The sequence below is a fragment of the Sphaerimonospora sp. CA-214678 genome, from assembly GCF_050942215.1.
In the GTDB taxonomy this organism is placed as follows: Bacteria; Actinomycetota; Actinomycetes; order Streptosporangiales; family Streptosporangiaceae; genus Sphaerimonospora.
In genome coordinates, this window is sequence record NZ_CP192056.1 from 3,873,254 (window position 1) to 3,895,462 (window position 22,209).

15 protein-coding genes and 3 pseudogenes are annotated in these 22,209 nt (G+C 68.3%); 5 read left to right on the top strand and 13 right to left on the bottom strand.

The window, feature by feature from the left end:
- Positions 1-11: 11 nt before the first annotated feature.
- Genes ACQP1K_RS17345 through ACQP1K_RS17360 form a run of 4 tightly spaced genes read right to left on the bottom strand, consistent with a single transcriptional unit; the run spans position 12 to position 7,577 of the window.
- Positions 12-842, bottom strand: coding sequence for an alpha/beta fold hydrolase (locus ACQP1K_RS17345; RefSeq protein ID WP_433496755.1), 831 nt, complete (start codon positions 840-842; stop codon positions 12-14).
- On the bottom strand, positions 839-1,363 hold the full coding sequence (locus ACQP1K_RS17350; RefSeq protein ID WP_433496756.1) for a 6-pyruvoyl trahydropterin synthase family protein: 525 nt from the start codon (positions 1,361-1,363) through the stop codon (positions 839-841). The genes ACQP1K_RS17345 and ACQP1K_RS17350 overlap by 4 nt, the downstream gene beginning before the upstream one ends.
- Positions 1,360-5,793, bottom strand: coding sequence for an SDR family NAD(P)-dependent oxidoreductase (locus ACQP1K_RS17355; RefSeq protein ID WP_433496757.1), 4,434 nt, complete (start codon positions 5,791-5,793; stop codon positions 1,360-1,362). The genes ACQP1K_RS17350 and ACQP1K_RS17355 overlap by 4 nt, the downstream gene beginning before the upstream one ends.
- Positions 5,790-7,577: a non-ribosomal peptide synthetase gene (locus ACQP1K_RS17360; protein ID WP_433496758.1), complete on the bottom strand. Its 1,788-nt coding sequence runs from the start codon at positions 7,575-7,577 to the stop codon at positions 5,790-5,792. Before ACQP1K_RS17360 ends, ACQP1K_RS17355 begins: the two co-directional genes overlap by 4 nt.
- Before the next feature lie 1,682 nt (positions 7,578-9,259).
- Here ACQP1K_RS17360 and ACQP1K_RS17365 point away from each other — a divergent pair.
- Positions 9,260-9,604, top strand: a pseudogene (locus ACQP1K_RS17365) (DUF4037 domain-containing protein); the annotation flags it as partial.
- 6 nt (positions 9,605-9,610) lie between these two features.
- Positions 9,611-10,030 carry a hypothetical protein gene (locus tag ACQP1K_RS17370; protein WP_433501678.1) on the top strand — a complete coding sequence of 140 codons (420 nt, stop codon included), beginning with the start codon at positions 9,611-9,613 and terminating at the stop codon, positions 10,028-10,030.
- A gap of 184 nt (positions 10,031-10,214) precedes the next feature.
- Here the strand turns inward: ACQP1K_RS17370 and fxlM are convergent, their stop codons facing one another.
- On the bottom strand, positions 10,215-11,450 hold the full coding sequence (fxlM, locus tag ACQP1K_RS17375) for a methyltransferase, FxLD system (protein WP_433496759.1): 1,236 nt from the start codon (positions 11,448-11,450) through the stop codon (positions 10,215-10,217).
- Positions 11,451-11,645: 195 nt separating this feature from the next.
- Between fxlM and ACQP1K_RS17380 the strand changes: the two genes are divergently transcribed.
- Complete coding sequence (locus ACQP1K_RS17380) at positions 11,646-12,488, top strand: hypothetical protein (RefSeq protein WP_433496760.1); 843 nt, start codon at positions 11,646-11,648, stop codon at positions 12,486-12,488.
- Complete coding sequence (locus ACQP1K_RS17385; protein WP_433496761.1) at positions 12,445-13,221, top strand: hypothetical protein; 777 nt, start codon at positions 12,445-12,447, stop codon at positions 13,219-13,221. The genes ACQP1K_RS17380 and ACQP1K_RS17385 overlap by 44 nt, the downstream gene beginning before the upstream one ends.
- A 71-nt stretch (positions 13,222-13,292) precedes the next feature.
- Here the strand turns inward: ACQP1K_RS17385 and ACQP1K_RS17390 are convergent, their stop codons facing one another.
- Both ACQP1K_RS17390 and ACQP1K_RS17395 read right to left on the bottom strand, forming a co-directional pair.
- Positions 13,293-13,577 (bottom strand): transposase, encoded by a 285-nt coding sequence (locus tag ACQP1K_RS17390; RefSeq protein ID WP_433496762.1) that lies wholly within the window; start codon positions 13,575-13,577, stop codon positions 13,293-13,295.
- Positions 13,578-13,684: 107 nt separating this feature from the next.
- Positions 13,685-14,881 (bottom strand): IS630 family transposase, encoded by a 1,197-nt coding sequence (locus ACQP1K_RS17395; RefSeq protein WP_433496763.1) that lies wholly within the window; start codon positions 14,879-14,881, stop codon positions 13,685-13,687.
- Between the two features lie 102 nt (positions 14,882-14,983).
- On the opposite strand from ACQP1K_RS17395, the gene ACQP1K_RS17400 reads away from it, so the two are divergent.
- Positions 14,984-15,298, top strand: coding sequence for a hypothetical protein (locus ACQP1K_RS17400; protein ID WP_433496764.1), 315 nt, complete (start codon positions 14,984-14,986; stop codon positions 15,296-15,298).
- A 59-nt stretch (positions 15,299-15,357) separates the two neighbouring features.
- On the opposite strand, the pseudogene ACQP1K_RS17405 reads toward ACQP1K_RS17400, so the two are convergent.
- The 6 genes and pseudogenes from ACQP1K_RS17405 to ACQP1K_RS17430 all read right to left on the bottom strand — a co-directional run.
- A pseudogene (locus ACQP1K_RS17405) lies at positions 15,358-15,817 on the bottom strand (ISL3 family transposase); the annotation flags it as partial.
- A gap of 112 nt (positions 15,818-15,929) precedes the next feature.
- On the bottom strand, positions 15,930-17,711 hold the full coding sequence (locus tag ACQP1K_RS17410; RefSeq protein WP_433496765.1) for a reverse transcriptase domain-containing protein: 1,782 nt from the start codon (positions 17,709-17,711) through the stop codon (positions 15,930-15,932).
- 533 nt (positions 17,712-18,244) lie between these two features.
- Positions 18,245-18,865 (bottom strand): annotated as a pseudogene (locus ACQP1K_RS17415) (ISL3 family transposase); the annotation flags it as partial.
- A 202-nt stretch (positions 18,866-19,067) separates the two neighbouring features.
- Positions 19,068-19,535, bottom strand: coding sequence for a PPC domain-containing DNA-binding protein (locus ACQP1K_RS17420; RefSeq protein WP_433496766.1), 468 nt, complete (start codon positions 19,533-19,535; stop codon positions 19,068-19,070).
- A 24-nt stretch (positions 19,536-19,559) separates the two neighbouring features.
- Positions 19,560-20,549, bottom strand: coding sequence for an asparaginase (locus tag ACQP1K_RS17425; RefSeq protein ID WP_433496767.1), 990 nt, complete (start codon positions 20,547-20,549; stop codon positions 19,560-19,562).
- A 55-nt stretch (positions 20,550-20,604) separates the two neighbouring features.
- On the bottom strand, positions 20,605-22,095 hold the full coding sequence (locus ACQP1K_RS17430) for a hypothetical protein (protein WP_433496768.1): 1,491 nt from the start codon (positions 22,093-22,095) through the stop codon (positions 20,605-20,607).
- Positions 22,096-22,209 lie beyond the last annotated feature (114 nt).

Genomic DNA, 22,209 nt, shown 5'->3' on the forward strand with positions numbered 1-22,209 from the left:
CGTGCCATCACTCACGGGATGCTCCTGCGTAGGTCGGTGGGGTGCTCGGTCAGCTCGGCGGCGAAGTCGGTCAGGTACGCCGCGGTGGCCCGTGGCCGGTCGATGTGGGGTGAGTGGCCGGCGTCCGGGACGGTCACGCACCTCCCGAACGGCGCCATGGCAGCGAGGGTTCGGGCGTCCTGCTCGGAGAGCAGCGCCGACGCCTGGCCGCGCACCACCAGTACGGGGACACGGGTGGCGGCCAGGGCCTGGCCCGCGCGTGCCGCACGCCGGTCGTCGGCGGGGGCCGGCCCCCGGGCGGGGCCGGCCGGTTCGCTGCCAGGGAGCCTGCGTGCTGCGGCGTCAATGCTGCGCAGCGTCGCCTCGGCCGCCATGGGGTACTGGTCGCGGAGCCGACGAAGCCCACCGGGGACACCCGGCATGCCAGGGACAGCGGCACACGGGGGGGCGGTGCCGAAGTGGGAGGCCACGGGTTCGACCATGACCACGGCCTGGACACCGGGCAGGGCCACCGCGAGGAGTACGGCCAACGGGGCTCCGGCCGAGTGGCCCGCCACGATCACCGCCTCAGCGGTCACCGTCTCGGCGAGCAGGCGGTCCACAAGTTCCTCGGTCCGTGCCAGGGTGCCGCGCGGGGCGACGCAGCCATCCGCTGCCGTCGCCAGATCGGCGGCGCGCAGCGTGATCCCCGAGCCCGCCAGCCAGCGGGCCACGGGTGTCCAGTGCGCGGCGGACTGCTGCCACCCTGGCAGCAGCAGCCAGGAAGCGCCGCACGGCTGCGGCACGACCGCCGTGATCAGCGAGCCCGCTGCTTCGTCGAAGGGGTCAGCCCCGCCGCTCACATCCGTCCCCAGGGGTCCGGGGCCTGGAAGACCACCGCGTTCTTCCGCGATTCGCGGGCGACGACGCGCAGCACCCGAACCCGACCGGCGGTGCGTTCCCGGACCAGCCGGTCGACGTTCCCGTGGACCCACTCGGCGGCTCCCTCCATACCGGTGTGATCCATGATCCGCAGGTCGATGACGCCGCACCGCCCGAGCTCCTCGAACAACTCCCGCTGCGGATCCCCGGCAGCGATCAGGGTGGTGTGGTCGAACTGGCCCTGGAGAAGCGCCCGGACCTCCTTGAGAGCGCTGAAGTCGATCACGAACCCGGTCTTCGGCTCCAGTTCGCCGCAGCCGAACTCGATCTCGAAGCGGCGCTCGTAGCCGTGCAGGAAGGAGCACTTGCCGTCGTGTGCCCAGGAGCGGTGGGTACAGGGCAGGTCGTCGAAGAGCTTGATGACGGAGAACCTGGCCGGGGGATTGTGGAGCGGGCCGGTCCCGTCGGTCCCGGCGGCCGAGTGTACGAAGTCGTCGGTCACGCTTCCCCCCGCTGTTCCTGGCTGTGCGCAGTCGCTCGAATGATCTCTTTCGCCATCTGCGTGATGGTCGGGTTCTCGAACAGAGTGATGGCGCTGAGCACAGTGTCGAACTCCTGGCTGAGCCGGTGGGCGAGCGAGACACCGAGCAGTGAGTCGCCACCGATCGCGAAGAAGTTGGAGTCCGGATTCAGGTCGCCGACCCCCAGGAGCTCGGCCCAGGCCCGGGCCACCTGCGCCGCGACCGGATCGGCCAAGGCCACGTCGGCGGGTACGGAGGCCGGCTCCGTCGAGGGAACGGGTTGGACTCCACGTACCCACTGGTCGATGCGGGCCTCGAAGTCAGCGGTGGAGACCAGAACCTGATGGGGTGTGATCAGGTTCATCAACCGCCCGTAGATATCGGCCCCTTCGCTCGGCCGGATCGCGATCTCGGCGACCACCCCGAAGTCGGGGGAAGCGAAGGACGGTGAGACCACCGACTCGTGGGGGGCGTCGTCCTCGCGCTCCCGGAAGATCCAGCCGTCCCAGTTGACCGTCATCCACGGAATGTCGTCGTCGCGGTGCCTTTCGGCGAACGCGTCCATGTAGGCGTTCCCTGCGGTATAGGCGTAGAAGCCGAGTCCGCCCAGGTGGGAGGAGAGGGAGGACTGCATGAGGACGAAGTCCAGTCGGCGTCCGCGCAGGAACTCGGCCAGCATCAAGGTACCCAGCACCTTGGGGCGCAGCCGCCGCTCGCAGTCCTCCCGGCCCGTCTCGGCGAGGCTGCGGAAGGCACGCCGGGTCTCAAAGACACCCGCGGCGTGGACGACTCCGTCGAGTCGGCCGAACCGGCGGTCGATCTCCTGGAACAGGGCAGCCGTCTCTTCCCGGTCGGCGGCGTCACACCGCACGGCGAGCACCTCGCCGCCGAGTGCCTTCAGTTTGCGGATCCGTTCGGCTCGTTCCGCAAGTCCCGGATCGTCGTCCGGCAGCACCGCACCGGGGCCGGTGGGCGGCACCGCGTCCAGTCCGGTGAGGACCAGGCGGGCGCGGCAGGTGCGGACCAGGTATTCGGCGAGGGTCATGCCGATACCGCCGAGCCCGCCGGTGATCAGGTAGACGCCGCCCTCCCGCAGGCGCAGCGGCAACTTCGCGGCCGGAACCTCGGGCAGGATGTCGCGTTCGTAGGCACGGACCCAGCGCCCGCCCGGGGTGAGGGCGACCGCCTGCTCCGTGGTGGGGGCGCACAGTTCCGCCACCGTCTCGGGGGTGGCGGTGCCCTTGGACAGCGCGCTGATGTCGATCGAACGGGCGGTGACGAAGGGGAGGTCCTGCGGGATGACCAGCGTGGGACCGGCAAGCAGAGCACGCTCCGGCGAGGATGCCGTACCGCTGCTGTCGAGGGGATGCACACCGTGGGCGACGATGTCGAGCCGCACCGGAGCGGCGCCCTGCTGGGAGGCGAGGGCCTGGAAACCGAACAGCAGGGTGTAGAAGCCGTGTGCCAGTTCGGTATCCAGAGTCGTGAGTCGGCCCTCCAGGTCTCCGGAATCCGTCATGCCCTCCGCGCACCACAGGTGCAGGATTCGCTGCACGGGCCGGGACCGCAGGTCCATCCCGGCGAGGGCCGCTCCGATGGATTCCTCGTCGCCCGGCACGACATCGTCGAAGGGCCGCAGGCAGACACATTCGACGCCGAGCGCGCGCAGTTCGGTGACGACCCGGTCGCTGAACCCGTCACGGCCCGCGAACACCAGCCAGCGCTGGCCTGCCAGGTCCTCGGGCTGCGGAGAACGCCGGCGCAGGCGCCAGCTCGGGTGGTACATCCAGCGATCGACGGAGCGTTCCCGCACCACTGACCGGGTGCCCTTGCGGACCGCGACGGACTCGCTTCCCTGCGGGCGTTCTTTCCGGTGCGGCCGCAGATCCCAGGCCCGCGAGGGCAGCGCGACCGTCGTCGTGGCCTCGCCGGGCCGGCTCAGGTCCAGTTCGATGCCGGCCGTCCACAGCCCGGCCAGTGCGCGCAGGTAGGCCGTTCGGGGGTCCGCACCCGAGCGACCAGGGTGGACCGTGACGACCTCCGCCGTGCCAGCGCCCGCCGTGTGTCCCAGGAAACCGTCGGGGCTCAGGTCGACCAGGGCCGGGCGGGCGTCCTTCGCGAGGTCGTCCACCGAGCGGGTGACCGCCCGGAGATCGACGGACTGGACGAGGTGCCGCTCCCAGTACGAGGAAGGCTCCTGGTCGTCACCCCCACCAAGGGTAGGTATCCACCGGTTCGTCTTCCGGGGCGCGGCAGACCGGGCCAGGGCCGCGAAGGCTGCCGCTGACTCGCCGAGCAGCGGCGAGTGGTAGGGGAGGTCGACGTCGGCCTCGCGGTGGACCAGACCGGCTGCGGTAAGACGGTCTCGCAGGTCGTCGGCCGCCTCGGCGGCCACCGCGAACGCCGTTCGCCGCTCGGAGAACACGGCCGCCGGAACCATGTCCGGCAGTGCTCGGGCAGCCTGCTCCGGGCCCGCCTGGACCACCAGCATCAGGCCGGCCGGGGCGCTGCGGTCCAGGGCCTCGCCTCGGTCGATCAGCAGGTCGAGGGCGCTATCGGCGTCGAGCGCGCCGGCGGCAACCGCCGCAGCGTACTCGCCAAGGGAGTATCCGGCGTACAAGCCGTCCGGCAGCCCCCGGCGGCACAGCTGCTCGATGACTGCCAGTACAACCGCGGTGTACCAGGCATGCCGCTGGCCGCAGGTCAGCCGGCCCTGGTCGCCCAGGGCTGTCTCGATTCCCGGGGTACCGGGACGGCGTTCCGCCAGTCGCGACCAGTGGCGACGCAACGTATCCGTGAACACGGGCTCCCACTCCCACAGCGCGCGGGCGAGGGGCGCAAGGTCGGAGCCCTGTCCCGGGACGAGGACGACAGGGGTCACCGTGGCGGACGCCCAGCCCTCGACGGAGAAGGCGGCGTCGCCTTCCAGGCCCGAGACCGCGGCCTGCCGTTCCCGGGCGACCACGGCCAAGCGGTACGGCTTGGGCTCCCTGCCCTGGCGCAGGGTCCTGGCCACCGCGCTGAGCGGGATCCCTGGTTCGGTACGGAGGTGGTCCGCCAGTCGCACGGATGTGGCGAGGCACGAGTCCGGAGTGGCGGCGGACACCTGGAGCACCACAGGGTCCGTGTTCTCGGCGGTCTCGGCGTCCGCCGCCAGACCGACCACGGCGTCCGGAGCGGCGCCGACGACGGCGTGGACGTTGGTGCCGCCGAACCCGAAGGAACTGACGCCGATGACGGCCGCGTCGGGATCGGTCATCGGCGCGGCTTCGGCCGGGACGACAAACCCTGCCTCGTCCGCCGCCGGGCTCGGATGGTGCAGGTTGGCGATCGGCGGCAGTGTACGGTGCCGCAGCATCTCGCAGGCCTTGATGAACCCCACCACGCCCGCGCCGACACGCAGATGCCCGAGGTTCGCCTTGAGCGAACCGAGCGTGACCCGCGATTCCGGGCCGTAGACGGCGGCCATGGCGTCCAGTTCGCTGCGGTCGCCCAGTCTGGTGCCGGTTCCGTGGCACTCCACGTACGTCACCTCTCGCGGCTCCACCCCGCCTGCGGCGAGCGCCTGCCGGATGACATCGGCCTGCCGGGAGGACTTCGGCGCGGTGAAGGACGCCTTGGCCGCACCGTCGTTGTTGGCGGCCGACCCCAGCAGCACCGCCCGAACCGGCCAGCCCTCCCGCTCGGCCAGGCTCCTGTCGGCCAACAGCACCAGGCCGCCACCGGAGCCGAACACAGAGCCGGTGGCGTCCCGGTCAAAGGGCCGGCAAACCCCGTCGGCGGCGAGGATGCCACCCTCCTGATGGAGATAGCTCATGGGCTGCGGGTGCTCGATATCCATCCCGCCGGCCAAGGCCAGATCACATTCCCCGGCCCTGATGGCCTGGGACGCGGAGTGGATCGCCAGCAACGACGAGGAGCAGGCGGAACCGACCGAGATCGCCGGGCCGGTGAGCCCCAGTTTGTAGGCAATGCGGGTGGCGGCATAGTGGGGGTCGCCGCCCATCAGGGCCGACATGCCCTCGGTGCCGCTCAGGGCCGGGTCCCAGGTCTGCAGCAGGTAGGAGCTGAGCCCGGTGGAAGCCCACACGCCGATGTCGTAGTCGAGTGCGAAGGGTCGCAGCCCTGCCGCTTCCAGCGCTTCGACGGCGCACAGCAGCAGCAGGCGCTGCTGCGGGTCGATCTCGGCGGCCTCCTTCGGCGAGTAGCCGAAGAAGTCCTCGTCGAACAGTTCGGTCCCTTCCACCAGCCCGTAAGCGTGAACGCGGCCCCCGGCGGTGGCGCCGACGTTGGTGGCAGCGCGGGTGACCACGTCTCTGCCCTCCGCGACCAGTTTCCACAGAGCAGCGACGTCCGATGCCCCGGGAACCCGGCAGGCGTATCCCAGGACCACGATGTCACGGTCGGTCACTGCATCACTCCTTCGATAAGGACGGGCGGTGTGGCGGCACCGGCCGAACGCCGGGCCGAGCGCCGTCGGTCGGCGGCGCTGCCCCGTAGGTCGGTGTGAGGTTGGAGAGGTTGTACTTCCGCGGCAAGGCCGGAGAGAGCTTCGATCTGCAGAGCGATCCGGGGATGGTCGAAGAGGAATGTCGGCGACACTTCGCGCCCCAGCGCTTTGGTGAGCCGGATCGCTGCGGCCACCGCGCCGAGGGAGTCCACTCCGCACTCGAAGAGATTGGCTTCGGCGGAGAACCCGGCCCCGAGCAGTTCCGCCCACACCCGCATCACCGTGCCGACGAGCCCGGAGTTCCGCGCGGCTGCCTGTGACGCCTGTCGGACTGCCACCAGGTCGGTCTTCCCGTGGGCGGTACGGGGGATCGACTCGTACACGACGATACGGACGGTGACCGGGCCGTCCAGCAGTTGCAGCACCCGCCGCCGCACCCGGGCCGCGGTCTCGGCCCGGGCCGTTCCCGTGGGAACGACGGCCACCAGAAGGCGACCGGCCGTGGAGCCGTCGACGGTGTACTCCTCGACGGCCGCTGCCGCCTCGGATGCCAATCCGTCCTGGACGAGAGTTCGCTCGATCTCGTCGAGAGCCGTCCAGCGTCCGGCGAGCTTCACCCTGCGCTCGGCGCGCCCGGTGACCACCAGCCCGCCATCCGGGGCCCAGCGTGCCAGGTCCCCGGTGCGGAACGCCCGTTTGCGGCCGATGGTGGGGAACTTTGCCTCATGTGCGAGGGGATCCAGGTACCCCCCTGACACCGTCGCGCCCCGCACCTCGATCTCCCCCTCGGTGACGCTGTCTCCAGGAGGAACCGGTGTGCCGTCAGGGCCCTGCAACAGGACCTCGACTCCAGGGAGCGGACGCCCAACATGGCCCGCAAGGACGGCGTCGAGCCGCGCGGCGGTGACCAGGTCCGCGGTGATCTGCCCAGAGGTTTCCGTAGCGGCGTAGGTGTTCACTACGACCGGCGGCACAGCCCCGGCACGCGCGAAGAGGTCACGCAGCGGAGCCCTGTGAGCCGGTTCTCCACTGAGGAGGAGGTGCGAAGGGAGCGGCACATCGTCAGCGCTCACCAGTAGGGACATCTCCGACGGGGTCAGGGACACCACATGCGGGCCGGCTTCGTCGGACAGCCTCCGGGACAGGGCCGTGAACGTCACGGGTTCCTCGCGCTCGACGAGGGCAAGCGTCCCTCCGAAAGTCAGGCTCCCGAGCACCTCGCAGACACTGAAGCCGAAGGTCAGCGGGTGCAGTTGCGTCCACACGGCCAGGGGCGGCAGGTGGTCACGGAACCGGGTGTACAGGCCTCCGAAGACTCTGCGCAGACCTTCTCTGGTGACCACCGTGTGCTTGGCCGGGCCGGTACTGCCGGAGGTCGTCAGGACATAGGCCGGGGCCGAGAACGGCAAGAGGTGGCCGGGCCAGGCGGAGCGCTTCGACAATAACTCGCGGACCAGGGGCTCGCTCTCCGCTCCCACCGACACCGGGGTGAACGCCGCATCGGCGGCCAGGATCGCGAGCAGGGACACGATCGTGCCGATCGTACGTCCCTCCGGTAGCGGCAACGGTACGAGAGACCCCGGCCCTGAGCCTCGCCGGCGCAGCGCGGCCGCCTCCTGGCTGACCAGGTCGTGGAGCTCGGCATAGCTCAGCCTGGACTCACCGTCCGTCAGGGCCGTGGCGTCCGGCGCCGAAGGGCGCCCGAGCCGCGACCCCAGACAGAGTGCTAATACGTCAACAGACATGCTGGCCTCTCAGCGGTGACTTCAGACGTGCTCTGACGAATGCCATGTGTGATGCGCGGCGATGAAGTGCGTCTCGACAAAAGTCTTGTGGTTCCCACCTCAAAGCAACTGGTCACTTGGCTCCTCCCGGTTGAAAGTCTTTCGAGACCCAACCGTCGAAGTGCGTCAACTGATGTTTGAACACGAGTGGGACATGTGTCAAGAGTTGAGGTGATTGAAAAGCGTCAGGGCGTCGTACACCACAGGACGACGTCCGCATTGCGGAAGAGTGCCGGACCGCACCCCGGGAACGGGTGAGCGCTCCAAAAGGCCGCTTTTGATTCGCAAAAAATCCCATGCGGCCGGGGACATTCAAATCACACTCCACCCTTTCGGGAATTGTGAATATCGATACCATCCACTCATCCATGGCAGCAGAAAGGGATTCGGCCGTGGAGGTGGTGTACCAGTTTCCTCCGAATCCTGGAAGTTCGGCCCTGACCAAGGCCAGATGAGGCATCGGAATGCACCGTGACCATCGGTTGATCTCTCGAATTCCCGGAGATCACGAAATCCAAACGACCGCACTTCGCTACGCGGCTGTCACGACACCCCGGGCGGCGCCTGACCGGAAGTTCGACGCCGCACACGTCATGTCCGCTTTGACGCGTGCCAACAGGGCTTCAGCACTGTCTCGACCGCAGTCAGAAGACAGCCGAGCCAATCATGCTCACCTTTCCCTCTCAACGAGTGGAACGCTCGCCGGATTCCGATGGAACAGCGGAAAAGTTCGGGGTCAAGGGGGTTTTCACGAACTCCATGACAGCCCGATCCGCTGATCAATACGACGGAACGATCACGTCTCGGAGAGACCGTCGGAGAATCTCGCATTACGGTTTCCTCGGCAGGCACATCCCCAGGACCTGGAAGGGCCCGCTCCCGGGTGGCAATCGCGTCCACTGTTCTCTCGCCAGCGGAACAGTGAAATCCGACCAGGACGCCACAGAATTCCAGCTGCTCGAGAATCTCCAGTGCGTCACCCGGCCAGTAGTGCCTGACGTCCAGTTGGTGATCAAGCGAGGCCGAGGAACGCGAGGGTGCAGCCACCGCGCCCCAGCCAGCCGGCGGTGGCGGTGGCGCGCTGGAAGGCACCAAGCGCCATCAGCGCCTCCCGTTGGCGGACACCGGTCGGGGCGATCCGAGCAGGATGGCCGAGGACGCCGTCGTCGCCAGCGGCTTGGAGTGGACGATCGAGGACTTCCAGGAGTACGAACACAGTTGAGTGCCCGCGATCCGCGGCGCCAAGGGCGGGACGGCGTGGCGAAACCCGGTGGTTCCCGGGCCGCCGGCCCTGCACAGTGATCTCATGACGACTCCCGCCGCCGAGTTCCTGCCGGGTCTTACGCTGTCACGGATCTTCTATGAGGAGGCGGTACGGCCGATCCTCGAGGAGGAATACCCCTGGCTGCGGTACGCCGCCGCGAGGGTCGGCCCGGGATCGGAGGTGCTCGGGTTCGACACCGCACGGTCGACGGATCACGACTGGGGGGCCGCGACTGGATCTGTTCCTCACGCCCGAAGACGCCGCCGAGCACGCGACCGACCTGCACCGCCTACTGGCCTACCGGCTACCCAAGCAGGTCCGCGGCTGGCCCACCCACTTTCGTCACCGGCAACCGGGCAACCCGGTCGGCCACATGGAGATGACGGACGGCCTGGTCAACCACCGAGTCCTGATCAACACCGTCGGCTCCTGGCTGAACGCTCACCTCGGCCTCCACCCGCAGACCGTGGAACCGACCGTGAGCGACTGGCTGGTGATGCCGCAGCAGAGGCTCGCCGAGGTCACCGGCGGCGTGGTCTTCCACGACGGGCTCGGCTTGCTCACCGCTGCACGTCGGCGCCTGGCCTGGTACCCCGATTAGGTATGGCGGTATCTGCTGGCCTGTCAGTGGCAGCGTCTCTCCCAGGAGGAAGCGTTCGTCGGACGCTGCGCCGAGGTCGGCGACGATCTCGGCTCCGCCCTCGTCGCCGGGCGGCTGGTACGCGACCTGATGCGGCTGTGTCTGCTGCTTGTACGGCGATACGCGCCGTACAGCAAGTGGCTGGGCAGCGCGTTCGGACGACTGGCCATCGCCGGGAAACTCACGCCGTCGTTGCGCGGCGCCGTGACGGCGACCGACTACCCGGCGCGAGAGCGGCACCTGTGCGACGCCTACGAGATCGTGGCCCACCTGCAGAACGACACCGGGCTCGCGGAGCCGGTGAACCCGGCGCGCCGGCCGTACCACGACCGGCCCTTCCAGGTGCTGCACGCCGAACGCTTCGCCCGGGCCCTGGCACAGACCATCACCCACCCCGAACTGCGCGCCCTGCCACTGGAGGGAGGCGTCGACCAGTGGGCGGACAACACCGACTTTCTCGGACGGCAACGGCCCGTGCGCGCTGCGATCACCAGCCGCTGTAAGGGCTGACACGAAACGGCGCTCCGCCAGGCATGCGGCAGCGGGCTCCGACCAGTGCTCTCGGAAGGGGCGATATCTGCACGATCAAGAGCCTTCGGATATACCCCGACCTGATCGAGCGGGATGCCATCAGGTACATAACGTCAACCCTGTCTGGCGGTGGATCGGTCGGTGGTATCTCGCTGCGGGGTGATCAGGGCCATGTCATGACCAGTTGGGTGTGCCGCTTGGGGAAGACCCGCCCCACGGCCGGCACCGGCACTGCGGCCTCCACGGGATAGAGGGTGAAGTCAGGTCCGGGGCTATGCCGCCGATCGCGGTTCCACGTACGCATGTGATCGCGGAGTCGCCGGGCGAGTTCGGCACCACGGCGGCCGTGCCCGTAGACGCCGAACTCGTGACGGCGTTCCCCGGAGTCCCCGTCGCGGTTGGCAGGGCGGACAGTGAGGTAGGCGAAGCTGTCGAGGGTGATCAGGGCCGGGCAGTACCACCGGGTGGCCGGCTGGGCGAGGTCGCAGTCCCGATCCGGGTCCCGCCAGATCATGCCGAAGGTGTCGTCCACGGTCGCCAGCCACAGGTTCAGAGTGTCGAACGGCTCGCCGTTGCCGACCGCGATACCGGTCCACACCTCGGCCCGGGCACCGTTCAGCGCCGCATCGAGTGCGGCGACGTCGAGTTCGGGGCCGCCGTCGATCGTCAGCTTGACTGCTCCGTCGGCCAGGGCCGCTTCCCGTTCGGCGTGTGCGCCGTCGCCCTGAATCGGTATGAACCCGCACACGGTCGGGTTCAGCCCCATGAGGTGGTCGCCGTCGTGGACGAAGGTGATCGACCTGGTGATCGTGGCGAAGATCAGAGGTACGACCATCCGCCCGCCCGGGGCGAGCAGCCGTCCCCAGGGGCAGTCCCAGACCCCGACCGTGACCAGGACGGCGTCGAAGGGACCGTGCTCGTCGGCGGCGTACTCCGCGTCCCCGCAGACGACCTTCACATGCGGATAGCCGGCCTCGGCGAGGAACCGGCCGGCCCGCCCGGTGACCCATGGATCGATGTCCACGGTGACCACCGACCCCTCCGGGCCGACGATCTCGGCCAGCAGCGCGGCGTTGTACCCACCGCTGCCGATCTCCAGAACCCGCGCGCCCTTCCGCAACCGGGCTGCTTCGATCATCTCGGCCTGCAGCCATGGCGCGCTGATGGAACTCGTCGCCCGGCCCGCGGCATCGCGCTTGGTGATGACGACGTCCTTGGCGGAGTAGACGGCGGTGAGCGGGGCCTCGGGGGCGAACATCTCACGCGGGACCGCGGCGAAGGCATCGGCGACCTCGCCGGCACGGATCCAGCCCTCGCGCTTCAACTGGGCGACCATCTCGGCGCGCAGCCGTTCAGGAGACTGCGATGAGGACCCGGGGGAGAGCGTGTCGGCGGTCACCCCGCCGACGCTAGCGTCACCGCCCGACGGTTTCCGAGACCCCGGATGACTACGGCGAGCCCAGGCCGATCCCTGCCGGAGCCGGTCAACTCGCCCGCAACGGCTTCGGAGCCACCGGTAAGCACACCGGCAAGCACCCGGTTCGGCAGAAGGCCCATGGTGAACCCTTCAGCGCTTCCGTCCGTCTCACCGGGCATGAGGGGAATCTGCTTCGCCGTCGTGCTCGTCGCGCTCGCCGCCTGCGGAACGGCGCCAGCGGCGACCACGCCGGCGAAGCGGTACCAGGCCGACGCGACCGTGCTCGCCGACTCCAGACACGGTTCCCAGCTCTGCGCCCACGTCGCCCAGTCCATGCCGCCCCAGTGCGCCGGACCCGACATCATCGGCTGGGACTGGAATGCGGTCGAGCATTCCAAGCATGGGGGCGTGCGCTGGGGCGACTACCACGTGGTCGGCACCTGGGACGGTGAACGGCTCACGCTCACCGAGCCTGCGCGTCCCGCCGAGCGCGACAAGGCCCCGCACGACCGGCCTGAACGCACCACACCATGCCCGATGCCCGCAGGCGGATGGCGCCCGATCGACCCGGCGAAGGCCACCGAGAAGGCGATGGAGACCGCACTCGCCAGAGCCCGGAAGCTCCCCGGCTACGCCAGCGCCTGGCTGGACCAGAGCTACCTCGACCAGATCGACGGCTACGATCCCCGCGACCGGCGATGGGTGGAGCGGTACGCCAACGACCCGAAACGGCTTGTGCTCAACCTGCGCTTCACCGGCGACCCGGCCACTCACGAGCCCGCGATCCGCAAGATCTGGGGCGGGGCGCTGTGTCTGAGCCGTGCCCAGCGAACCGCGGCGGAGCTCCGGGCCCTCCAGCAGCGGATGGAGAAAGAGATCGAGGGCTGGCAGTCCCTGTCGGCGAACGAACTGGAGGACCGCGTCGAGGTCGGCCTGCTTTGTCCGAATCACCGGGGAGCCGGTCGGCGAAGGCCCGGTGGAAGCGCTGCGCTGGCTGGATCCGGTGCTGGCCGCGTATGAGACGTCGGCGCTGCGGCTCAACAACCAACCGAGCCACTTCCGCACCCACTTCGCCGGAACGGAACTGGAGTACAAGTACAACCTGACGCCGGGCACGGACATCTGGGCGGCCTCCATGGAACTGCTGAAGGCCCTGCGCTACGGCGAACTGGCCGACTGCCGGCCGGAGTACCGAAACGAATTCCAGGTCTACTGCTTCGATAACCACCTGTTCGACGTCACCGGCCCGGACCCGGAGCGCGGCTACGCCTCTTTCATCCCCCGGGGCGATGGCGGGCACGTGCTGAAGCGCAAGTGGTACGCGGAGGACGCCTTCGCGCGCCGCGAGCAGCTCTACACCGACATCGAGGTCACCTCAGACGGCTTCGGAGAGTACCTCCGCTGGGAGCTGGGCCTCCAAGTGCGGGCCATGCCGCCCTTCCGGCGCGTCCGCTACGACATCCAGTGCGAGTCGATGCGCACCGGCCACGTCTACGGCATCTACCTCGACCACTGCTCTCTGCTGACAGCGCCGGAGGTGGTCCTGTCGCAGTGCGAGCTGGAGTACCGGCGCTCGCGCAGCCTGCTGGAGCACGACAAGGACGAGGTGCTCCGGGAGATGCAACGCATCGACCGCTGGCTCTTGGAGCACCTCGCCACGAGCGGCCTGGCGAAACAGCGCACGTTCTACTCCAAGCTCAGCTTCCTGTGCGACAGGGTCACCGCCCGGTCAGAGCTGGCCCCGGATCGCTGACGATCCCCGTCCCCCTTCCAGGACTGTACGAATAAGGGCTCTGGCCCACTTTCGGTGGTGACGGAAAGTGGCTAGCCGAGCAGGATGCGGTGACAGAGGAGAGCGAACCCGGCGCGGCCGTACATCTGCCGTTTGAGGAGCTTGGTCTTGGTATAGACGCCTTCGGTACCGCCGTTGTGGAACGGCAGGCAGAGCGCGGCGTCTACCGCATCGCGATCATTGACGAGGCCGCGGGTGAAGGTGTGCACGTGCGGCAGGTCGACCTGTCGTGCGAGCCTTATCCAGGCGGTCAGCAGCCGATCGTTGCCGTCCTTCGGCTCGAGGAAGGCGGCGAAGTCCCGGACGAGGCCGCTCACATGGTCATCTCGCCACAGGCGGCGATGGCGGCATCGAGCCGTTCCCGCTGGGCGTCGGTCAGTGTGCCTGGTTCACTAAGTGGTCGTGTTCGTAAATCCCTCGGGGGTTACGCGGCGGCGTCCAGTACGGCAGGCTGATGGTCGCAGTCATCGTGCTGCTGGAGGTTGGACTCTTTCTGTTCGTGCCGCTCGATCCGGGCCAGCAGGTCCTCGAGGTCGGCCGGGGTGAACTTCCATCTGAAGGGCCGGGCGGTGGCGTTGTAACGCCGCTCGAAGGCGATGAGCCGGTCTTCGACCTCGTCAAGGCTGGTGAAGTCGTTGGGCGTGACGACCTTGCGCTGCACGATGGAGAAGAAGATTTCCACCTGGTTCAACCAGGAGGCGTGCACGGGCGTGTGCACCATGACCGCGTTGGGGAACCGCGCGGTCAGCCGGTCGGCGGCGGCCTTGCCACGGTGGGAGGAGCCGTTGTCGACGACCCAGAACACCCGCTTGGCCGAGGCGTAGGGCTCTTGGGTCATGACCTGCTCGACCAGGTCCATGAACGGCACGATGCCGGTCTTGGCCGAGCAGCGGCCGAACACGCGGGCGCGGTGGACGTCGTAGGCGGCCTGGTAGGCCAGCGCGCCGCCGCGTTCGTAGTCGTGGTTGACCCGCATCATCCGGGCGGCCCCGGGCGGCAGGGTGGGGTGGCAGCGGCAGCGGGCCTGGATGGAGGTCTTCTCATCGGCGGAGATCACATACTCGTCGTCGCCCAGGGACAGGCCATCCCAGGTGCGGGCGTATAGGTCCAGCACTTTGCTCGCTTTGGCGGCGAAGTCGGGGTCGCGGATGAAGATCCACGTCTGGTATTGCCAGGGCTTGAGCGCGTCAGCGGCCAGGATCCGGCGGACGGTGGAGGCGGAGATCGCCGCGGCGATGCCCCGGGCGACGACTTCGCCGGCCAGGTCGGGGCAGCTCCAGCGCGATAGCGGCACCCCGGTTTCGGCCGGCAGTTGGCAGGCCAGCGCTTTGATCTCGGCGACCTGGACCGGGGTGAACTTCGGCGGGCGCCCGGAGCGGGGCCGGTCGGCCAGTCCTTTCATGCCCTCGTCGGCGTATCGGCCGCGCCATAGGCGGACGGTGTCCACGGTGACGCCTCGGCGTCGGGAGATCTTCGCGTTGGAGTAGCCGTGCGCGGCGTCCAGCACGATCCGCACGCGGATGACCTGCTGGTAAGGGGCGGTGTGGGAGTACGCCAGCTGCTTGAGCCGCCGGCGTTCGGCGGCAGCCAAGACGATCTGGCGGGCGCGGGGGACGGGCACCAGAGGACTCTCTGTAGTCGATCTTCACGGTGACTCGCCGACAATGCCCGCATTCATGCCGATAGTGGGCGAATGACACGCCGGGACGGCAAGATATCGGCCATGCCTGCCATCCCCGCCTCGACCAAGACGTCCCTGGCTCAGCGGCTGTTTCTGCACGCCAAGCAGCACTGGCCCCAGCTGGCCGACGTTCACGTGCGCTACCGCGGCCAGTTCGGCTACGTCGAGGGGGAACTCGCCGGTGGCCAGCGGCTGCCGCTGATGCGGCTGCGCTATGGCGGATCGGCGCACCGATGGGGGCTGGCGATCCATACGCCCAGCACGGGCGGTTATGAGGATGCGATCTGGTTCACCGGCAGCCCGCAAGAGGCCCTCGACCTGGTCTGCGACCTCTACGTGACCAACGCCAACAGCTGATCACGAGCAGCGCACTGACCCACCAACCGTCAACCCCCGAAGGACTTCCAGCGACGACCACTAAGGAACAGACCGGCCAGCCGCTTCGGCGAGATCGCGAGCTGGTCGCACTCGACCCTGCCTTGGTTGATGTATCGGTACAGCAGGTTCTGACTGCCGGTGTAGCCGAGTTCCCTGATTTCGGCGAGCAACTGCTGAACCGAGACGGCGGGCTCCAGCACGGCGGCGGCGCAGGTGATCACGGAACGGATCGACGAGCGTAGGCCGGTACTTCGGGACCCTGACCAGCCGCTCGGGCTCACTGATGCGGGCATACCGCTTGACGGTGTTCAACGCCACACCGAGGCGGCGGGCGCATTCCAGCAGCCCCACACCCTGGTCGAGTAGAGCGTGGACCTGCTGCCAGCGCTCGCGGGTAGTGGCGGCCCGCACCCCGTCCTTGGGCGGCGGCCCGGTCTTGCCCCAGCAGACCGAATGCGCGGCAACCTCCTTGACCACGGCTTCGGCCAGGTTGTGCCAGGTAGCACTGGTGGGCCGCTGGCGAGGTGCCCGCGCGGAGCGCGGGTCCTTTTCCTGCGGCCCCCAGCCCGAACGACGCATGCGACTTTCACCGCACGTCGCTCTCCGGTGACTACTGCGTGAGCTGCGGTTTCGGCTGCCCGGTGTGGATGGAGTCATGGCAGATCCGGCAGACCACGAGGGTCTTGCGCCGTCGTGTGGCCATAAGTTCCGCCCATGCGGGTTGTGGCCGTCCCGGCCGGGTGAGGTCGGCGAGGCGTCGGACGTGGTGCACCGAGATGCCGTCTTCTGCTTTGCAGATCTCGCACCAGTTCGTCAGGAGCCGGGTGATCAGCTCTTTGTGGCGGATGGTGCCCGGGACCAGGACATGGTCGGTTATGGCCGCGTCCTTGTTGCGCCGTAGTGGGATACCTCCGAACCGTGCGACCAGTGGTTTCCTGCCGCTGCGTTCGATCCTGGCTTCGAAGCACTTGCGCAGCCCGTGCGGGGTGGCGATCGTGGCCGCGTATCTGCGGGCCATCTTCGCCACCGACGAGCGGTGCTTGTTGGCCAGAGTCTTCAGCAGCGAGGTCTCCATGACCCAGCCGAGCCGGTGGAGACGATGGACGTTCCCGGCCAGCAGGTAGTACTGGACGATGCCCCGCCACTCGGCCCCGTAGGTGTTGACGATGGTGTGGTCGTTTTCGTTGATCAGACGGGGCCTGCCCTCGGGTTTGCCGCGAGACAGGTAGGGGGCCTTCTTAGCCTTGATCACCGCCGCCGGCACCCTGAGGCTGACAACGCCATTGGCACTGCGCCGGCCGCGGGTGACCTTACGGTCGTTGTGCAGGACGGTGATCCCATAGCCGAGGAAACGCGCCGCCTGGGTGCGGGCGTGCGTGATCAGTGTCTTGTCCGCCGACAACTCCAGCGCGAGTTCGTCACGCAGGAACGCTGTCAGGCGCTGTTTGATCTCCTCGGCTTCGGCCTTCGGTCCGGTGAACCCGAGCAGGGTGTCGTCGCAGTACCGGACGTAGCGCAGCCGCCGGAAGCCAGGATCTCGGGGATCCCCGCTGGGCATGCTCCGCAACTGCTTGCGCAACTCCCGCGCCGTGGCGTGGTCTCCGCGCTTATGCGCCCGGTCTCTGGCAGCGCGCACCCTGGCATAGACGGTGTCCTGCCTGCGGATCCGCCCTCGGGTGTAGTGCGGTATCAGAACCTTCTCGACGAAGTCGTCCAGCCGGTGCAGGTAGATGTTCGACAAGATCGGTGAAACGACGCCACCTTGCGGGACCCCGCTCAGCGTCGCGTTCCAGACCCAGTCCTCCAAGTATCCGGCCATGAGCATGTTCCGCATCAGCCGCAGGAACCGGCCATCGTGGATCCGCTCGGCCAGTGTCGAGAGCATGATCTCGTGATCGAAGCTCCCGAAGCAGTCGGCGACGTCTCCTTCGATGAACCAGGTCGTCCCGGTCCAGGTCTCGCTCACTTTCCGCAACGCGGTGTGGCAGCCTCGACCGGAACGGAAACCGTGGGACAGGTCGGAGAACGTCGGCTCGTAGTAGGCGCCCAGCAGGAGCCGCACCACTTCGCCGACGAGCTTGTCCGACCACGGCGGAAGACCCAAGGGCCTGGTCTTGCCGTTCTTCTTCGGGATGTGGATCCGCTTGACCGGGCTCCACCGATACCGCTCGGACCGCAGCGCCTCGATGATCGCTTCGATCTTGCCGATCGACATGCCGTCCACGGTCTCCCCGGTGACCCCGGGCGTCATCGCCCCCTTGTTGGCGTAGATACGCCCGTAGGCCAGCAGATACAACTGCGGGTTGAACAACTGCCGATATAACTCGTTCAACGGCAGGCCACGCCTGCCGCGCTCACGCAGGACACCCAGCACCGTTTCGGCGCTCTGCATTACGCATACCTCCCGACCCTGAGGTGTCCGATCACCTGGCCCCCTTCGCCCTGCATCCGGCTCTCCCGGACTCCTTGGCCGGGCGTGACTCCGGCGACTACTACGGGGCCTCCGTCACCATAGGACTCGCGTCCCGTAGGCGATCCCATGTTCGTCCTGGCCGTACGTGACAGCGTGAGGTAGGCGTCCCACTCATCTCCTTCAATGCCCTCACTGGGCATCGCTCCGCGCTCGGAAGGTGCCCAGGTCATGGCACTAAACCCGGGCAGAACGCGGCGTCGGCTTCGGGCGTCGATTTCCGACGGATGCGACCTTCCATCAACTGTAGATTGGGATTCAGACAATCCAGCTTTCGCCATATCACGCGGATCCCGCGACGCGCCGCCTCCAACGCCTGAGCACGGCCACCGCTTCAATGACATGCTGCTGTCCCCTTCACCTTTCGGATCCAGGTAAGCCATCGGACCCAGGAACCTCCTTCCAATTCCTCCCGGCTCAGCCGGGGATACGACCAGGCGCCTCATGGCGCACTGCCACCGGTCGGCGACCTGCACCGCCTCGGGCAGGGCGCGACGGATCGCCTCGGCGTAGGCGCCGCTGCTGTCTCGGCACACCACCCGCACGCCGGGATGGGCACGTAGCCATGCCTCCAAGGTGTCGGCCTGACGATCGGCGAGCACGTCGATCCGCTCCCGGGTTACCGCGTCGATGATCACAGTGGCGTAGCGGTGCCGTTTACGGAGTGCGAAGTCGTCCACCCCGATCACCTCCGGTACCGGACGGACCGGCAGGGGCAGACGCAGTAACGACCGGACCGCGCTCTGCCGCGAGATCGAGACTCCCAGCACGTCCAGCAGCCGAGATCCCGCCCGGCCGGCCAGCTCCCGCACCACCGCCCCCACCTGCGTGGTCAAGGCGATCGTGCGGCGTTGATACGGTTCGGCCAGCCCAGGCAGCGGCTCCCGGAACGTCTGTCGCTCGCACCCGACCGTTGGGCACCTTAACCGCCGAAACCGTAGCCGCACGAGTACTCGGTGCCCAGCCACCGGCAAGTCCGCCAGCTGCCGGTCCACATAGCCATGCACCCGGCCGGCTGCTCCACAGCCGGGGCACTCCACCGGCGCGCCGTTGGACGTGACATGCACCAGGATCACGCCGCTCCTGGATTGAACGCTGCCGACGACCAGGCCGGCCAACTGCGGGAACACAAGCCCCGCGAGATCCTTAACATCACACCGGCGTCACGCTGGCACAGCACGGCGAGGGGGTCATGGACCGACACGAGCTATCACGCTCCGTCACCACCGAAAGTGGGCCAGAGCCCTTTCCTTGACACTCCCCCCTTCCCTCGCGCGGTCAGTGCTGCTCTCTGAAGGTGAGCAGCGGGACGTCGAACAGGCTCGGCTGCCGAGGTCGGATCAGGGCGGGATCCGTGATCTCCACGACGACGAGCTCGGCGATGAACTGCACCTGAGCAGCGAGCAAGTGGCTGGTCCGGCCGTCGGCGGAGTCGGCTTTCAGGCCGGCCGAAACATGGATGTGCGGCGCCAGGCAGTCCCTGTCAGGGTCCCAGGCAAGCGTTCCGCCGCCGAGCACCTCAAGCGTCTTCACTTCAACGTGGTCCCACAGCGGGGCCTCGGGATGCTCCAGCGGGCCGCAGGTGCCCACCAGCTTGGCGGAGCTGAACCCTCCGATGAAAGTGGGGATGTAGCCGGCGCGGATCTCGTGCTCACCACAGAGCTTCTCCAGTGCGGTGAAGAAGTCTTCCCCATGGTCGATGGCGAAGATGAACTCTCGACCTCGACTGAAGCGTGTGGCGCGCATGCGAATCTCCTGCTCGTGATGTGATCAGCGACGTTCGGTGAAGGCGGCCTCGACCGTCGCGCGGTCGGCTCCTGCGCGCAGGTGGGCCAGGAGCAGCAGTCGCGCCTTGTACGGATCCAATGGGCCGGCGCTGATCAGCCCACGGGCCAGCAGATCGCTTTCGGAGCCGGGGAAGGCATAGGTGCCGGCCAGGACGCTGCCAGCACCGGTCCGGGAGGCGAGCACCACCGGGATGCGCTCCGCCAGCGCCTGCAGGGGCTCGACCCAGGACTGCGGTACGTGTCCGGCGCCGAACGCCGCGACGACAGCCCCGTCCGCGCGGCGGTCAAGACCGTCGAGCGTCGCGATGTCACCGCCCAGGGTCGTGTGCACGATCTCGACCACGGCCGGCCGTACCGGCGGTGGCACGGCGCGGTAGCGTTCGAGCGCGAAGTGCAGCCGTGGGACTCCTTCGATCACGTGTCCGATGGGACCGGCGCTCGGGGAGGCGAAGGCGGCGATGCTGGTTGAGTGAACCTTCCGGACGTGGCGGGCGGCGTGGATCTCATCGGCGAACACCACGAGCGCTCCCAGGTCGCGGGCATCGGTGCTGGCGGCGGTGCGTACTGCCGCCAGCAGGTTCGCGGGTCCGTCGGCCCCCGGCATCGCGGCGTTGCGCATCGCCCCGGTCAGCACGAGGGGCGCGTCCGCGTCGTAAAGGAGGTCCAGGAGGAAGGCGGTCTCTTCCAGGGTGTCGGTTCCCTGCGTAATGACGAAGCCGTCCGTACCGGTGGCCGCGGCCTTTCCGAGGCGCCCGGCCAGCTCAGCGATGTCGTCGACGGTGAGCGATGCACCCGGGACCCGGCGGAAGTCCTCGACGGTGATCACGGTCCCTTCGTCCAGACCGGGTACTGCGGCGACGAGGTCGGCTCCCGTCAGGCGCGGCGTCACCCCGCCCGTCTCGCCGGAAGTCTTGGTCATCGCGATGGTGCCGCCGAGGGTCACCACCAGGATGCTGCGGCTCTGGTCTGGCACGGGGTGGCCTTTCTGCGGGAGTGGTCGGCTTCTGGACAGGGTCAGCCTTGCGGGCCTACTGATCGGGGGCAAGGCTTCCCACGAAGCGCAGGACCTCGTCAAGGACATCGACGCTGATCAGTCTGCTGCGCGGCCGTACCAGGTTGGCAACCCCGCACTCGCCCACGTCACAAGACCTGCGGGTGACCCATCTCCAGTCGAGGCCGAGATAACCGGCCATTGCGCGCAGCCGCGTCTCGGGGTCGTTGCCCTGCAGGAGGCTCTGATCGGCGGCCTCACTGACGGCCTCGTGATAGCTGCGCAGGTCGGCCCGCCCAGTGGTGGTGTCCGCCATCCAGAGCGCTTCGGTACGCACCCAGTTCGCCACGATAGCGCGCTGGCCCGGCACCAGCACGAACCCGTCGACGGCGGAGTACTCAGGGCGTGCCGTCACCTGGACGCGGATGCCGTACATCTCCATCAGCGCAACGGCCAGGAACAGCAGAACGCGCTCGTACCGGTCGGTGCGGGCGACCTCGGCCTCGGGAATGCAGAATGTCCGCGACAGCGGGCTGGCCGCGCCGCCGAACTGCCGCCGGAGCGCTTGCAGGTACGCGATCTTGTGCCGGAAGAACAGCCAGGCGGCAGCCTCCTCACCGGTCTGCTCCCTGGTCCAGAACAGCGGCGCCTCCGACGCTCCATCAAGACGCCGCTGGATGTGCTGCGCACAGAACGCGGACCCCAGCCATCTCGCCCCCACCGACGTGAGCATGGGCAGTGTCATCCGGCTGGGCGCGGAGCGCGGAAGTTGCAGGTAGGCCTCCAGCACCTGCTGCTCTTCATCCAGGGCTTGGTCGTCTGCGAGGAGCCCGTCGTCGAGCTGTACCAAGGACCACAGAATGCCGTATGTCAGGTCGTCCAGCTCATGGCCTGCTGTGAGCGCGAGTCCCTCGGCCTGTGAGGTGGAGGCGGCCAGGTTCTTGCGGGCGTTCACGGAGTCGATCACGTAGAGGCGCAGGTCGTCGTCCTGCTCCTCCACGCCGACAAGCAGGCCACGGCGGGCTTGACGGAGGAACTTCACCAGCGCGGCAGGATCCAGATGCCGGAGCCCGACCTCATCGTCGCGCCTCACTGCCGGGAGGAAGTGGACGGCCGAGGTGGTGCCGTCCAGAACCTTTCGGCCCGTCAGTTCCCAGGAGTCGGCAACGTCGTCGGCCGCGGAGAGGAATAGCCGCGAGGTGGGCCATCGCTGACCGATGGCGATGGAAGCCTGCAAGCCGCCACGGTCGTGGACGGCCTTGCGGGCTTCGAGGACATCGGGCGCCGGAGCGAACAGCTCCGTCCGGGGAAAGCCAAGGAGGTGCTCCAGCACCCGCGCCGCGTCGTTGTGCGGGCGCCCGTACCAGTCGCCGGCGAACCAACGGTCGAACGTGCGCCGAGCCACCGTGACGCTCGCGAGTCTGGGAGTGTTGGTCTCCTTGGCGAGCGCGCGTGCCGCCTCCTCGAAGTGGCCGCAGAACACCACCCAGTTGTCCCAGTGACGCTCCTGGACCAGGAGGCGGAACAACGTGGGGCGGGGCATCGTGGCAGTCCTCCTGAGGTCGAAGGTCGGACAGGTGTCCACCAGCGCAACGAGCAGTGCCACGTGGAGCAACGGGCTCCACACCCGTCGTGCCTGTCG

Excerpts from the sequence above, each read along its gene's own strand:
- ACQP1K_RS17380 (WP_433496760.1), top strand. The coding sequence starts at position 11,646 with ATGAGGGGAATCTGCTTCGCCGTCGTGCTCGTCGCGCTCGCCGCCTGC.
- ACQP1K_RS17370 (WP_433501678.1), top strand. The coding sequence starts at position 9,611 with ATGCGGCTGTGTCTGCTGCTTGTACGGCGATACGCGCCGTACAGCAAG.
- ACQP1K_RS17360 (WP_433496758.1), bottom strand. The coding sequence starts at position 7,577 with ATGTCTGTTGACGTATTAGCACTCTGTCTGGGGTCGCGGCTCGGGCGC.
- ACQP1K_RS17420 (WP_433496766.1), bottom strand. The coding sequence starts at position 19,535 with ATGCGCGCCACACGCTTCAGTCGAGGTCGAGAGTTCATCTTCGCCATC.
- ACQP1K_RS17410 (WP_433496765.1), bottom strand. The coding sequence starts at position 17,711 with ATGCAGAGCGCCGAAACGGTGCTGGGTGTCCTGCGTGAGCGCGGCAGG.
- ACQP1K_RS17400 (WP_433496764.1), top strand. The coding sequence starts at position 14,984 with ATGCCTGCCATCCCCGCCTCGACCAAGACGTCCCTGGCTCAGCGGCTG.